This is a genomic window from Brucella sp. LJL56, from assembly GCF_054871705.1.
The window spans coordinates 262,464-276,768 of record NZ_JBTXLQ010000003.1 but is presented as its reverse complement, the minus strand read 5'-3'; the positions used below and the strand labels follow the sequence as shown (position 1 = coordinate 276,768).

The following is a 14,305-nucleotide window of genomic DNA, read 5'->3' as shown; positions in this document are numbered from 1 at the left end:
TTCGGAGTACGCCTATGCAACAAGTCGCAGGGGAAAATCCCAGGGCGCAGACTACCGCGCTGGCGATGAGTACGACCGCATTCACAGTCTGTTTTGCGGTCTGGACCATCTTCGCAATCATCGGCATTGAAATTCGATCCGAGCTTGGCTTAAGCGAAACCCAGTTCGGTCTGCTCGTCGGTACGCCTATTCTGACCGGGTCGCTGATCCGTGTCATCCTGGGCATCTGGGCGGATCGCTATGGTGGCCGCGCCATCTTTACGCTCACAATGCTGGTCTCGGCGGTCGCCACTTACCTTCTGACCTACGCCACCACCTATCCGCAAATGCTGATTGCAGCGCTTGGCGTCGGCGTGGCGGGCGGGTCGTTCTCGGTCGGTGTTGCCTATGTCTCGCGCTGGTACCCACCCGAGAAGCAGGGCGTTGCGCTCGGCATTTTCGGCGCGGGCAACGTTGGTGCAGCGGTAACGAAGTTTTTTGCGCCAATGGTCATGGTCGCGCTTGGATGGCATGCAGTTGCCGAAATCTGGGCGGCTGCGATGGTCATCATGGCGCTGATCTTCTATTTCACCACGAGCGACGATCCCGTTCTGGTTGAGCGTCGGCGCAAGGGCGAAAAACCGACAAGCACGCTGATGGAGCTGGAGCCGCTCAAGAACGTGCAGGTCTGGCGTTTCTCGCTTTACTATTTCTTCGTCTTCGGCGCTTTCGTGGCGCTCGCGCTGTGGCTGCCGCAATATCTGATCCATGTCTATAGCGTCGATATTCGCCTCGCAGGCATCATCGCAGCGTTCTTCTCTGTCCCGGCCAGCCTTTTCCGCGCCTATGGTGGGCATCTTTCGGATGTCTATGGCGCGCGCCGGGTCATGTACTGGACCTTCGCCGTCTCGCTGGTCGCGACATTCATACTGTCCTATCCGCCGACGGATTATGTCATCCAGAGTGATAATGGCCCACTGGCCTTCCACGCGGAAATGGGTGTGATCGGCTTCACCATCACCGTCTTCATCCTCGGCTTCTTCATGGCCTTGGGCAAGGCAGCCGTCTTCAAGCACATTCCGGTCTACTATCCGGGCAATGTCGGCTCCGTCGGCGGTCTGGTGGGGATGATCGGCGGTCTTGGCGGCTTCATTCTGCCGATCCTGTTCGGCGTGCTGCTGGATCAGACCGGCCTTTGGACGAGCTGCTTCATGCTGCTCTTCGTCATCGTCGCGGTCTCCTTTGCCTGGATGCATGTCTCGATCCGCCAGATGGAGCGTGCAGCCGAAGGCAAGGCCACGGAAGAGCTTCCGCCCTTTGCCGAACTGCAAGGGCTCAAGAAGGCCGAAGTCAAACCTGCAAAGGGCGATTCCGTCCTGACCGACTGGCGTCCGGACGATCCGACCTTCTGGGAACAGAAGGGAAGGAGGATCGCCAAGCGCAACCTGTGGCTTTCGATCCCGGCACTTCTCCTGTCTTTCGCCATCTGGCAGGTCTGGTCCGTGGTGGTGGCGAAGCTGCCGCTGGTCGGCTACCAGTTCACGACCGACCAGCTCTTCTGGCTGGCGGCGCTCCCCGGCATTTCGGGCGCGACCTTCCGCATCTTCTATTCCTTCATGGTGCCGATCTTCGGCGGTCGCCTGTGGACCACACTGACCACCTGGTCACTGGTCATTCCGGCCATCGGTATTGGCTATGCCGTGCAGAACCCGAATACGCCTTACTTCGTATTCTTGCTTCTGGCACTGTTCTGTGGCTTCGGCGGCGGTAACTTCGCTTCCTCCATGTCCAACATTTCGTTCTTCTTCCCGAAGCATGAAAAGGGCAATGCGGCGGCGCTCAATGCAGGTCTCGGCAATCTCGGTGTCAGCGTCGTGCAGTTCGTCGTTCCGCTCGTCATCACTGCCGGTATTTTCGGCAAGCTTGGCGGCGATCCGGCAATGGTTGCGACCGAAGCGGGCAGCACGCCGCTCTGGCTGCAGAATGCCGGCTTCTTCTTCGTGCCGTTTATCGTCATCACTGCTTTCGCCAACTGGTTCGGCATGAACGATATCGCCTCGGCCAAAGCATCGTTTGCTGATCAGGCCGTCATTTTCCGCCGCAAGCACAACTGGATTATGTGCTGGCTCTATACCGGTACTTTCGGCTCGTTCATCGGTTATTCGGCGGGCTTCCCGCTTTTGACCAACATCCTGTTCCCCGAGGTCAATGCGCTGCAATTCGCCTTCCTTGGACCTTTGGTCGGCGCGCTGTCGCGGTCGGGGTCGGGCTGGCTTGCCGATAAATATGGCGGCGGTCGCGTGACCATCTGGGCCTTCGTGCTGATGATGATCGGCGTGGCGGGCGTTCTATACTTCGTCGGTATCAAGGATCAGCCGAACGCTTTCTGGGGCTTCTTTGCTTCCTTCGTCCTGCTGTTCTTCGCAACCGGTATCGGCAATGCCTCCACCTTCCAGATGATCCCGGCGATCATGTCGAAGGAAATGGTGCGGCTGATGCCCAACGCCACCCCGGAAGAACGCCGTCACGAGGCGGACAAGGAATCTGCTGCCATCACCGGCTTCACCTCGGCCATTGCTGCCTTCGGCGCCTTCTTCATCCCGAAGGGCTACGGCACCTCGATCAGCATGACCGGCGGACCGGAAGCAGCACTCTGGGCCTTCCTGATCTTCTACGTGACCTGCCTCGTCATCACCTGGGGCGTCTACACCCGAAAAGGCGGTCTGCTTTATGACGTCGAGCGCCGCAACAAGACAGCCGCTGCTGCTGCCTGAAGAAATAAAGTGAGGATAAAATCATGAGTCTACTCCTCGACCGCCTGAATTTTCTTGCGCGCAAGAATGTCGGCACCTTCTCGGAAGGCCATGGCGTCACGACCAATGAAAACCGTGACTGGGAAGAGGCCTATCGCAAGCGCTGGCAGCACGACAAAATCGTCCGCTCCACCCATGGCGTGAATTGCACCGGCTCCTGCTCGTGGAAAGTTTACGTCAAGGGCGGCATCATCACCTGGGAAACCCAGCAGACGGATTATCCGCGCACGCGCGCCGACCTGCCGAACCATGAACCGCGCGGCTGTTCGCGCGGGGCAAGCTATAGCTGGTATGTCTATTCGGCCAACCGCGTGAAATATCCGCTGATCCGCTCCCGCCTCCTGAAGCTGTGGCGCAAGGAACGTGCGGTGAAAACGCCGGTCGCAGCCTGGGCCGCAATTCAGCAGGACCCTGCCAAGCGCGCCGACTATATGAAGGTGCGCGGTCTCGGCGGCTTCGTTCGCGCAACGTGGGAAGAGGTCAACGAGATCATCGCTGCGGCCAATGCCTATACGGCCAAGACCTATGGACCGGACCGCGTGATCGGCTTCTCGCCGATCCCGGCCATGTCGATGGTGTCCTATGCTGCGGGCTCGCGTTACCTGTCGCTGCTGGGCGGCGTCTGCATGTCGTTCTATGACTGGTATTGCGATCTGCCGCCGGCTTCGCCGCAAACCTGGGGCGAGCAGACCGACGTGCCGGAATCGGCTGACTGGTACAATGCCGGTTTCCTCATGCTCTGGGGTTCCAACGTACCGCAGACCCGCACGCCGGATGCGCATTTCTATACGGAAGTACGTTACAAGGGCACCAAGTCGGTCGTGGTCTCGCCGGATTATTCGGAAGCCGCAAAGTTTTCCGATCTGTGGCTGCATCCCAAGCAGGGCACCGATGCCGCGCTGGCGATGGCGCTCGGCCATGTCATCCTGCGCGAATATCACATCGACCGGCAGGTACCCTATTTCGAGAATTACTGCCGTAAATATTCCGATTTCCCGATGCTGGTCATGCTGTCGAAGAAGGACGGGCGTTATGTGCCGGATCGCTTCTTGCGCGCTTCCGACTTCAAGGGCGATCTCGGCGAAGGCAACAATCCTGACTGGAAGACGGTCGCCTTCGATACGAAATCGGGTGCCTATGTTGCGCCGCAGGGCTCCATCGGTTTCCGCTGGGGTGACGACGGCCAGTGGAACCTTGAAGAAAAGGACGGCAAGGGCAAGGATGTGGAACTTGCCAAGAGCTTTATCGACAAGGACAGCCATGATGCCGTTGCCGATGTGGCCTTCCCATATTTCGGTAATCGCGAGCACGATTACTTTGAAGGCACGGACCATGAAAGCGTGCTGGTGCGCAAGGTTCCGGCCCGCAAGCTGAAGATCAAGGGCGGCGACGTCATGGTCGCGACAGTGTTCGACCTGTTTGCCGCCAATTACGGGCTTGATCGCGGACTTGGCGACGAGAATTCTGCCAAGTCCTATGACGAGGGCCTGCCATATACCCCGGCCTGGGCAGAGAAGATCACGGGCGTCCCGCGCGACCAGATCATTGCGGTCGCCCGCGAATTCGCAACCAATGCCGAAAAGACCAACGGTCGTTCCATGGTCATCCTCGGTGCCGGTCTCAACCACTGGTACCACATGGACATGAACTATCGCGGCATCATCAACATGCTGGTGATGTGTGGCTGTGTGGGGCAGTCCGGCGGCGGCTGGAGCCATTATGTGGGGCAGGAAAAGCTGCGTCCGCAGACCGGCTGGACAGCGCTTGCCTTCGCGCTCGACTGGAACCGTCCGCCGCGCCACATGAACTCAACCTCGTTCTTCTATGCCCATACCGACCAGTGGCGCTACGAGACGGTCAAGGTGCAGGACATCCTCTCGCCGACGGCCCCCGAGGGTGCATGGGACGGCACGATGATGGACTATAACATCCGCGCCGAACGCATGGGCTGGCTGCCTTCCGCGCCGCAGCTCCAGACGAACCCGCTGGAACTTGCCAAGGAGGCTGCCGCATCGGGCAAGGAGCCGAAAGACTTCATCGCGAATGCTTTGAAGAACGGCACCGTCACCATGTCCTGCGAGGATCCGGACCATCAGGCCAACTGGCCGCGCAATATGTTTGTCTGGCGTTCGAACCTGCTCGGTTCGTCGGGCAAGGGGCATGAGTACTTCCTGAAGCACCTGCTCGGCACGTCGAACGGCCTGCTTGGCAAGGATCTGGGTCAGGAAGGCGCACAGGAAAGCCGTGAGGCCGTGTGGCATGAGAATGCTCCGGAAGGAAAACTCGACCTGCTGGTCACGCTCGATTTCCGCATGTCCACGACCTGCGTTTATTCCGATATCGTTCTGCCGACCGCGACCTGGTATGAAAAGAACGATCTCAACACGTCCGACATGCATCCTTTCATCCATCCACTGTCGAGCGCAGCAGACCCGGCATGGGAAGCACGCAGCGACTGGGAAATTTTCAAGGGCATTGCGAAGAAGTTCTCCGATGTTGCCCCGGAAGTGCTGGGCGTCGAAAAGGACATCGTTCTCGTGCCGACGCTGCACGACACGGCGGGCGAACTGGCGCAGCCGAAGGATGTTCTCGACTGGAAGAAGGGTGAGGTCGAGCCGATCCCCGGCAAGACGATGCCATCGGTCGTGGTTGTGGAACGTGATTATCCAAACCTCTACAAGCGCTATACTTCCGTCGGGCCGCTTCTCGACAAGCTGGGCAATGGCGGCAAGGGCATTTCGTGGAACACCGAACATGAGGTCGAGCTGCTCGCCAATCTGAACGGCAAGGTTCACGAGCCGGGGGCAAGCGAGGGGCGTCCGCGCATCTATACCGACGTTGACGCGACCGAAGTCATTTTGTCGCTTGCGCCGGAAACCAACGGCGAAGTAGCGGTCAAGGCGTGGGAAGCACTGTCGAAGTTCACAGGCCGCGACCATTCGCATCTGGCCATTCCCAAGGAAGACGAGAAGATCCGCTATCGCGATATTGTTGCGCAGCCGCGCAAGATCATCTCTTCGCCAACCTGGTCGGGCATCGAATCCGAGACCGTCTGCTATAATGCGGGTTATACCAATGTTCACGAGCTGATCCCGTGGCGCACGCTGACCGGTCGTCAGCAGCTCTATCAGGATCACCTGTGGATGCGTGCATTCGGCGAAGGCTTCTGCGTCTATCGCCCGCCGATCGATACCAAGACGGTCAACCCGGCAATCCGTGAAAAGGCGGACGGCAAGCCGCATCTGGTGCTGAACTTCATCACGCCGCACCAGAAATGGGGCATCCACTCCACCTATACGGACAATCTGTTGATGCTGACGCTCAATCGCGGCGGGCCGGTTGTCTGGATTTCGGAGCCGGATGCAGCAAGGGCAGGCCTCGTCGATAATGACTGGGTGGAAGTCTACAACGCCAATGGCGCCATTGTGGCCCGTGCGGTCGTCTCCCAGCGCATGAAGGACGGAACCGTCTTCATGTATCATGCGCAGGAGAAGATCGTGAATACGCCCGGCTCGCCGCTCACTGGCCAGCGCGGCGGCATTCACAACTCCGTCACCCGCATCATCACCAAGCCGACGCACATGATCGGCGGCTACGCTCACCAGTCCTATGGTTTCAACTATTACGGAACCGTCGGCGCAAACCGTGACGAGTTCGTGGTCGTGCGCAAGCTTGAGAAGGTGGACTGGATGGAAGGTCCGCTTGAAGAAGGCAACCAGAGCTCCGCAGCGAAGGAGGCAGCAGAATGAAAATCCGTGCGCAAATTGGAATGGTACTCAATCTCGACAAGTGCATCGGCTGCCACACCTGCTCCGTGACGTGCAAGAACGTCTGGACCAACCGCGAAGGCGTGGAATATGCCTGGTTCAACAATGTTGAAACCAAGCCCGGCATCGGCTTCCCCAAGGAATGGGAAAACCAGAAGAAGTGGAACGGTGGCTGGGTCCGCAAGAAGAACGGCAAGATCGAGCCGAAGATGGGCTCCAAATGGCGTATCCTCGCCAAGATTTTCGCCAATCCGGACCTGCCTGAAATCGACGACTATTATGAGCCGTTCGACTTCGATTACGGCCATCTCCAGACCGCAGGCGAAAGCAAGACCATGCCGACCGCCCGTCCGCGCTCACTGATTTCCGGCGAGCGGATGGAAAAGATCGAATGGGGCCCGAACTGGGAAGAAATTCTTGGCGGTGAGTTCGCCAAGCGTTCGAAGGATTACAATTTTGAAGGTGTGGAGAAGGAAATCTACGGCCAGTTCGAAAACACCTTCATGATGTACCTGCCGCGCCTGTGCGAGCACTGCCTCAATCCGACCTGCGTTGCAGCCTGCCCGTCAGGGGCGATCTACAAGCGCGAGGATGACGGCATTGTCCTGATCGATCAGGAAAAGTGCCGCGGATGGCGCATGTGCGTCTCCGGTTGCCCCTACAAGAAGATTTATTACAACTGGAGTTCGGGCAAGTCCGAGAAGTGCATCTTCTGCTATCCGCGCATTGAAGCAGGCCAGCCGACCGTATGCTCGGAAACCTGCGTAGGCCGCATCCGCTATCTGGGTGTCATGCTCTATGATGCCGACCGTATTGCGGAGGCCGCTTCCACGGCCAATGAACAGGATCTCTATCAGGAACAGCTCAACATCTTCCTCGATCCGAACGATCCTGCCGTGATCGAACAGGCGCGCAAGGACGGTGTGCCGGAAGCCTGGCTGGAATCTGCCAAGCATTCGCCGGTCTACAAGATGGCGATGGACTGGAAGATCGCCTTCCCGCTTCATCCTGAATACCGCACCCTGCCGATGGTCTGGTACGTACCGCCGCTCTCGCCGCTGCAGTCGGCTGCTGCATCTGGCAAGCTCGGCATGGATGGCCCACTGCCGGATGTGCGTTCCATGCGCATCCCGGTCCGCTATCTGGCCAATCTTCTGACGGCAGGCAAGGAAGAGCCGGTCATCTCGGCACTGGAACGTATGCTCGCCATGCGTGCCTATATGCGCGCCAAGACCGTCGATGGCGTTCTTGACGAGGCGATTGCCGACCGTGTCGGCATGAGCGGTGCGATGATCGAGGAAATGTATCACATCATGGCGATCGCCAATTACGAAGACCGCTTCGTCATTCCGACCACGCATCGTGAAATCACCGAGGACGCCTATGATGTGCGCGGCTCGTGCGGCTTCACCTTCGGCAATGGCTGCTCGGGTGGTTCTTCGACGGAAGACCTGTTCGGCTCCAAGCGCCAGAAGGTGGTCCAGACGCCGACGGATATTTTCAGGGAGCAGGTGTAATGAACAAGACCCTGAAAATCATATCGCTGCTGCTTTCCTATCCGACCGCCGAGCTGCAGCTTGGCGGAGGGGAACTGAAAGAGGTGCTGGCGGGGGAAAAACTTTCCCCCGGCATCCGCAGGCTTCTCGATAGTCTCGTCGATTATGTCTGCGACTGCGACCTCTATGAAGCACAGGAACGCTACGTGCATCTCTTCGACCGCACGCGGTCGCTGTCACTGCATCTTTTCGAGCATGTACACGGCGAAAGTCGTGATCGCGGCCAGGCGATGGTCGATCTGATGAAGATGTATGACGACAACGGCTTTGTGGTCGATGCCAAGGAACTGCCGGACTATCTGCCCCTGTTCCTGGAATTCCTGTCGACGCGCTCGCCAGCGGAAATCCACGATCTTCTCACCCAGACGGGTCATATCTCGGCGGCTATCGGCGAGCGTCTGCGCAAGCGTCAATCGCCTTATGCCAACGCCTTTGCGGCGCTGCTTCATGTGGCCAATGCCAAGCCGGACAAGAACCTCGTCGGAGAGTTGCTTCGGCAAGAGGAAGACGACCCGAACGATCTCGCCGCGCTCGACCGCATCTGGGAAGAAGAAGCGGTAACCTTCGGCGGCAATGCGGGCGAAAATTCTTGCGGACCGGACCGGTTGCGCACGCAGATGCGTGCAGCGCAGCGCAAGCCCGGCTCCCCGTCCAACCCTTCACATATCTAGGAGACGGAAAATGGCTTATCTCCATACGTTTCTTTTCGGCATCTATCCCTATATCGCGTTGAGCGTGCTCGCGCTGGGTTCGATCTTCCGCTACGACCGCGAGCCCTATACGTGGCGTTCGGGCTCAAGCCAGCTTTTGCGGCGCAAACAGCTCATGTGGGGCTCGGTTCTGTTCCATCTCGGCGTGCTGTTCATCTTCGCCGGTCATCTGGTCGGCCTGCTGACGCCGATCTGGGTCTTCGACATGCTCGGCGTCAGCCATGAGGCCAAGCAGATTCTCGCCGTCGTGGCGGGTGGTATTGCCGGCGTGATGGCAATCGTCGGCGCCAGCATGCTGGTGCATCGTCGTGTGTTCGATCCGCGCGTTCGCGCGTCCTCACGGCCGACCGATACGCTGATCATCATCCTCTTGTGGTTGCAGCTTCTGCTGGGTCTCGGCACGATCCCGATCTCGTTGCAGCATATCGACGGCGGCGAAATGGTGACATTCATGAACTGGGCACAAGGTATCTTCACCTTCAATCCGGCGGCATCCAGCTACATCGCCAATGCGTCGTTCATCTTCAAGATGCATATCTTCCTGGGGCTGACCATCTTCCTGCTGTTCCCGTTCACGCGGCTTGTGCATATGCTGAGCGCACCGGTGCGTTATGTCTGGCGTCCGGGCTATCAGGTTGTGCGTGAGCGCAACCATACCGCTCAGCCCTCGCATATGCGCATTCCTGCGGAGTAAAGATCATGGTTACGCTTTTTGACCGGAAACAGCCAACCGAACAGTCGCCTGGGCATGCCCATGATCATAACACCGGTTACACGACCTATCAGGAGCCGGATACGCGAGTGCCGCCAAAACCACGCCCGGTTTTCGATGCAGTGTCCGTCAATGGCGTGGCGATCAACGAAACCGACATTCTGACGGAGGCACAAAACCATCCGTCGGAAAATCCCGGCGCGGCACTGCTTGCTGCCGCCCGGGCGCTTGCAGTGCGTGAACTTCTTCTGCAGCGCGCAAGGGAAACCGGCATCGTGCCTGAAAGCGAGAAAGATGCGGAGGGGCGCAGCGAGACTGATGAAGATGCCCTCGTGCGCATGGTGATTGAACGGGAGGTCGAAGTGCCTTCCGCCACGCGCGAGGAAGCCTTGCGCTTCTACGAAAACAACCGTCACCGCTTCACCAGTGCGCCCATTCTGGAGGCAAGTCACATCCTGATCGCCGCCGATCCGGCCGACCAGCGCGAGCGGGAAAAGGCCCGCACGACGGCATCCTATCTGGCTACCTCGGTGATTACCGAGCCTGCCACCTTCGCTTCGGTCGCCCATGAATACTCGTCCTGCCCTTCGGGCGCGCAAGGCGGCAATCTGGGCCAGCTCACACGCGGCAGCACGGTGCCTGAATTCGAACGGGCGCTGGAGCGCCTCACACCTGGCGAAATAACGCCGACGCCTATTGAAAGCCGCTTCGGCTTTCATATCGTGCGGCTTGACCGTCGTATTGAAGGCGAAGAACTGCCGTTCGATTATGTCGCCGACAGGATTGCCGGGTGGCTGGAAGCCTCAACCTGGTCGAAGGCCGTGTCGCAATATATCGCGATCCTCGCAGCGGATGCCGATATCACTGGCATCGATCTGCTTTCGAATGATGGAGCGGATGGATGAGCGGTGTACCGACGCTTGCGGCCATCCGGGCCGCGAAGGACGAGCCGGTTGACCAGCTTCTGGCAGACGTGGCGCACCGGGCCAGGCAGGCTGGACTGCACGTTGTGGGCTTTCTTCAGCACCGCGAAAGCAACACGGATGAATGCTGCCGCGATATCGAGATCGAGCATATAGGCACCGGCGTGACGCAGATCATCTCGCAGTCGCTCGGCTCGGGATCGAAGGGGTGTCGTCTCGATCCGGCGGCCCTTGCCGATGTGGCAGGCCAGCTTCTGGCGGAACTGGATGACGGCGCCGATATGCTGATCCTCAACCGTTTCGGCAAGGGCGAGACGGACGGGCACGGTTTCCGCGCCATCATCGAGACGGCCTATGCGCGCCAGATTCCGGTGCTGACCGTGGTACGGGAAACCTATGTCGACGGATGGAACGACTTTGCCGGTGACTGCGGCGTTCTTCTGGCTCCCGACAGCAAGGCAACGCTTGGGTGGTTCGACCGTGTGACGGAACCCAGGCAATTGCTGGAAGCCGTGTGACGGCTGCCGCTCTATAAATCGAGCTGGTCGCGCCGGTCTTCCGCAATCAGCTTGCGGATCTGATAGACGATCTGGTCTCCATGTGCCTTGCCAAGCAGATCGGCTGTATCCACGTCCCGTTCTTCGATGGCGCGGATCATGTCTTCGTGTTCGGTGACATAGCGTTCCGGCAGGCGATCGGCGAAGGACTGGTAATAGAGACGCAACAGCCTGCGCCCTTCATCGAGAAGCCTCGAAAAGAAAGTGGTGTAGAAGGGATTGCGGCCCGCTTCCGCAATAGCCGCGTGAAAATCGCGGTTGGTCGCGATCATTTCCAGTGCATTTTGTGAGCGGACTGCGCGGGCAAAGGCTTCCTGATGCGCGCGGATGTTTTCAAGATCCTTGTCGGACCGGTTGCGGGCGGCAAGCCGCGTCGTTACGCGATACATCAGCGTCACCGCGTCGAAAAACGCGGGCAGGCTCAGAAAGTCGATATTGGACACAACGGTCGAGCGATTGGGGAGCGTGGTCACGAACCCGTCACTTGCAAGCCGCACCAATGCTTCACGTATAGGCGTGCGCGACATGGAAAAGCGTTCTGCGAGCTGGTTTTCATCAATAGGACTGCCTGGCGCGAGTGAAAGATCGATGATTTCGTCACGCAATACGTCGTAAACCAGCTTGACGCCCGAACCCTTCTTCCGATCGGCTGACTGGTTTGCGTCGTCTTTGTCCATGATCGTGTTTGTCCTCTGTCGTGATGTTCTGGCGACCCGGAAACAGGCTCAGCGCGGACCAACCGCATTCTAAACACCAGTTTGGACCCGGTCAGTCAAGCAATCCTAACCTGAAATAAAATTTTGGTCGACAAGAAAAATACAAAGTGTATATTTGTTTCCATACAACGCTCGGCAGACCGATTGTAGATTCAGGTTGTGTGAAAAGCGCTCAAGGAAAAACGCTATGACCTCTAACATTTTCTCCGGTTGCATTCCGGCCCTCATGACCCCCTGCAAACCCGACCGCACGCCGGATTTCGATGCGCTGGTCCGCAAAGGCAAGGAACTGATCGCGAAGGGCATGTCTGCGGTCGTCTATTGCGGCTCCATGGGTGACTGGCCGCTCCTCTCGGACGAAGAACGCATGGCTGGCGTCGAAGCGCTTGCCAAGGCTGGCGTGCCCGTCGTCGTCGGCACCGGCGCCGTCAATACGAAGATTGCCGCCGCCCATGCCGCTCATGCGCAGAAGGTTGGAGCGAAGGGCCTGATGGTCATCCCGCGCGTTCTTTCGCGCGGCTCATCGATTTCGGCGCAGAAGGCCCATTTCAAGGCGATCCTGGCGGCGGCTCCCGATCTGCCAGCCGTTATCTACAACAGCCCGTATTATGGTTTTGCGACCCGCGCCGACCTGTTCTTCGCACTGCGCGCAGAACATCCGAACCTCATCGGGTTCAAGGAATTCGGCGGTGCGGAAGCCATGCGCTACGCTGCTGAAAACATCACGAGCGCCGATGATGATGTAACTTTGATGGTCGGCGTCGATACCGGTGTTTTCCACGGCTTCGTCAATTGCGGCGCGACCGGCGCGATCACCGGCATTGGCAATGTGCTGCCGAAGGAAGTCCAGCATCTGGTAGCGCTGTCGAAGGCCGCAGCCCGCGGCGATGGCGAAGCGCGCAAGCTGGCGCTGGAACTGGAAGCCGCACTTGACGTGCTGTCATCCTTCGATGAAGGCCCTGACCTTGTTCTCTTCTACAAGCATATGATGGTTCTGACCGGCAATCCGGAATATGAGCTGCATTTCAACGAGACGGACAAGCTGTCCGATAGCCAGCGCGGCTATTGCGAAACCCAGTTGAAGCTGTTCCAGACCTGGTACGCCGACTGGAACAAGCATGGCGGCGTTGCAGCGAAATACGCAGCCTGAAACCGGTTGAGATAAAAGAAAAAGGCGCCGAATTCCGGCGCCTTTTTTGTCGGGTTCGGGTCAGGACACAGCGTCCAGCCCCTTTTCCTTCAGCTTTTCCAACAACGCGATCTCGGTTGCGGTGAGCGCAATGCCTTTGGCCAGTGAATCGCGACGGGCGGCAAAGCGGCGCTGCGACGGCAGGCGCGCGCCCTGTCCGGCAATCGCTTCGATCAGGATTTCGCCGCGTTCCACGGGGTTGCCACGGCCACCGGCCATGCGCGCAGGGTCGAAGGCGATGATGAGTTCGCCGTGGCGCGGTGCAAGCGTTGTCGTGCCGAGGAAATCGAGCGCCTCGGGGCTGGTGAAATCGCCGATCATCACGCCGGCCAAAAGTTCGATCATTGTGGAAATGGCCGATCCCTTGTGCCCGCCAAACGGCAGCATTGCGCCTGCAAGGGCGGCTTCCGGATCGGTCGTCGGGTTGCCGTCCGCATCGACGGCCCAGCCTTCGGGCAGTTGTTTTCCGGCGCGACGATAGAGTTCCAGTTCGCCGCGTGCAGCAACACTGGTGGCAAAGTCGAACACATAAGGATAATCGCCGGGGCGCGGCCAGCCGAAGGCGAAGGGGTTGGTGCCGAGAAGCGGTTTCGTTCCGCCTGCGGGTGCCACGGTGGCGTAGCTTGGGCACATGGCTATTGCCGCAAGTCCCTGCTCCGCGAGCGCTTCGACTTCAGGCCACAGGGCTGCGAAATGGGTGCAGTCGTTGATCGCCAGCGCCGCGATGCCGAGCTTGCGTGCCTTTTCAACGAGGGCAGGCGTGCCGCGCTCGAAGGCCAGATTGGCAAAGCCCCCCTTGGCATCGACGCGGACGACAGCACTATCGTCGGTCGTGACGACCGGTTCGGCATCGGCTACAACCTTGCCGCTCTTCAGTGTGCGAAGGCAGCCTTCGATGCGGTACACACCATGCGATTTGCAGCCGTCGCGTTCGCCCGCCACAATGGTTTTGGCAATGGCTGCGGCATGGCCGTCGCTGAACCCCGCCTTGTTCAGGATTTCTCGCACAAGCTCTGCGAGTTCTTCCGTCGAAATCGAAATGGTATCGCTCATTCTGCTATTCCTTGGCAGTGTTGGGCCGTAATGGGCGTAAAGCTCATTGAATGCATACAAGATGCATGCAGTATTGTCATGCCGGGCGGGCGGGTATGAAACTGCGGCAAAAGGGCTGGTGGAAAACGGGCCGTTTCTCCTGCCTGTGTTCGTCAATGGTGCGTTAGCCGGGGGCTGAAAATCAATCAATTTTATTCGGATCGAAATCTGACCGTTGTTATCAGGAATAACTTCACCTCTTTGATCCAAATCAAAGAGGTTGATCGGGGACAGGTCTAAATCCGGTTATGCGGGCGCATCGAGACCCAAATGGCAGATGCGCCCATCGAT

The 14,305-nt window shown here is 58.9% G+C and carries 10 protein-coding genes; 8 read left to right on the top strand and 2 right to left on the bottom strand.

The features are described 5' to 3' along the window. The first annotated feature begins 14 nt into the window (after positions 1–14). The 7 genes from ACYSN1_RS13240 to ACYSN1_RS13210 are packed head-to-tail and all read left to right on the top strand — an operon-like array spanning position 15 to position 10,978. Entirely contained in the window at positions 15–2,753 is a 2,739-nt protein-coding gene (locus ACYSN1_RS13240; RefSeq protein WP_461726103.1) for a nitrate/nitrite transporter, read from the top strand. A gap of 23 nt (positions 2,754–2,776) precedes the next feature. Next, on the top strand, positions 2,777–6,541 hold the full coding sequence (locus ACYSN1_RS13235) for a nitrate reductase subunit alpha (RefSeq protein ID WP_461726102.1): 3,765 nt from the start codon (positions 2,777–2,779) through the stop codon (positions 6,539–6,541). Further along, entirely contained in the window at positions 6,538–8,076 is a 1,539-nt protein-coding gene (narH, locus tag ACYSN1_RS13230) for a nitrate reductase subunit beta (RefSeq protein ID WP_461726101.1), read from the top strand. The genes ACYSN1_RS13235 and narH overlap by 4 nt, the downstream gene beginning before the upstream one ends. Continuing rightward, positions 8,076–8,786 (top strand): nitrate reductase molybdenum cofactor assembly chaperone, encoded by a 711-nt coding sequence (narJ, locus tag ACYSN1_RS13225; RefSeq protein WP_461726100.1) that lies wholly within the window; start codon positions 8,076–8,078, stop codon positions 8,784–8,786. Before narH ends, narJ begins: the two co-directional genes overlap by 1 nt. A 10-nt stretch (positions 8,787–8,796) precedes the next feature. Further along, positions 8,797–9,519: a respiratory nitrate reductase subunit gamma gene (gene narI / locus ACYSN1_RS13220; protein ID WP_461726099.1), complete on the top strand. Its 723-nt coding sequence runs from the start codon at positions 8,797–8,799 to the stop codon at positions 9,517–9,519. Positions 9,520–9,524: 5 nt separating this feature from the next. Further along, positions 9,525–10,442 carry a peptidylprolyl isomerase gene (locus ACYSN1_RS13215; RefSeq protein ID WP_461726098.1) on the top strand — a complete coding sequence of 306 codons (918 nt, stop codon included), beginning with the start codon at positions 9,525–9,527 and terminating at the stop codon, positions 10,440–10,442. Then, positions 10,439–10,978, top strand: coding sequence for a DUF2478 domain-containing protein (locus ACYSN1_RS13210; protein ID WP_461726097.1), 540 nt, complete (start codon positions 10,439–10,441; stop codon positions 10,976–10,978). Before ACYSN1_RS13215 ends, ACYSN1_RS13210 begins: the two co-directional genes overlap by 4 nt. Positions 10,979–10,989: 11 nt before the next feature. On the opposite strand, the gene ACYSN1_RS13205 is transcribed toward ACYSN1_RS13210, so the two are convergent. Beyond that, complete coding sequence (locus tag ACYSN1_RS13205) at positions 10,990–11,694, bottom strand: GntR family transcriptional regulator (protein ID WP_461726096.1); 705 nt, start codon at positions 11,692–11,694, stop codon at positions 10,990–10,992. Between the two features lie 226 nt (positions 11,695–11,920). Here ACYSN1_RS13205 and ACYSN1_RS13200 point away from each other — a divergent pair, with 226 nt between their 5' ends. Then, entirely contained in the window at positions 11,921–12,883 is a 963-nt protein-coding gene (locus ACYSN1_RS13200; RefSeq protein WP_461726095.1) for a dihydrodipicolinate synthase family protein, read from the top strand. 60 nt (positions 12,884–12,943) lie between these two features. On the opposite strand, the gene ACYSN1_RS13195 is transcribed toward ACYSN1_RS13200, so the two are convergent. Next, positions 12,944–13,975, bottom strand: a complete 1,032-nt coding sequence (locus tag ACYSN1_RS13195) for an Ldh family oxidoreductase (protein ID WP_461726094.1) — start codon at positions 13,973–13,975, stop codon at positions 12,944–12,946. Positions 13,976–14,305 lie beyond the last annotated feature (330 nt).

Excerpts from the sequence above, each read along its gene's own strand:
- narI (WP_461726099.1), top strand. The coding sequence starts at position 8,797 with ATGGCTTATCTCCATACGTTTCTTTTCGGCATCTATCCCTATATCGCG.
- narJ (WP_461726100.1), top strand. The coding sequence starts at position 8,076 with ATGAACAAGACCCTGAAAATCATATCGCTGCTGCTTTCCTATCCGACC.
- ACYSN1_RS13240 (WP_461726103.1), top strand. The coding sequence starts at position 15 with ATGCAACAAGTCGCAGGGGAAAATCCCAGGGCGCAGACTACCGCGCTG.
- ACYSN1_RS13210 (WP_461726097.1), top strand. The coding sequence starts at position 10,439 with ATGAGCGGTGTACCGACGCTTGCGGCCATCCGGGCCGCGAAGGACGAG.
- ACYSN1_RS13235 (WP_461726102.1), top strand. The coding sequence starts at position 2,777 with ATGAGTCTACTCCTCGACCGCCTGAATTTTCTTGCGCGCAAGAATGTC.
- narH (WP_461726101.1), top strand. The coding sequence starts at position 6,538 with ATGAAAATCCGTGCGCAAATTGGAATGGTACTCAATCTCGACAAGTGC.
- ACYSN1_RS13195 (WP_461726094.1), bottom strand. The coding sequence starts at position 13,975 with ATGAGCGATACCATTTCGATTTCGACGGAAGAACTCGCAGAGCTTGTG.
- ACYSN1_RS13205 (WP_461726096.1), bottom strand. The coding sequence starts at position 11,694 with ATGGACAAAGACGACGCAAACCAGTCAGCCGATCGGAAGAAGGGTTCG.
- ACYSN1_RS13215 (WP_461726098.1), top strand. The coding sequence starts at position 9,525 with ATGGTTACGCTTTTTGACCGGAAACAGCCAACCGAACAGTCGCCTGGG.
- ACYSN1_RS13200 (WP_461726095.1), top strand. The coding sequence starts at position 11,921 with ATGACCTCTAACATTTTCTCCGGTTGCATTCCGGCCCTCATGACCCCC.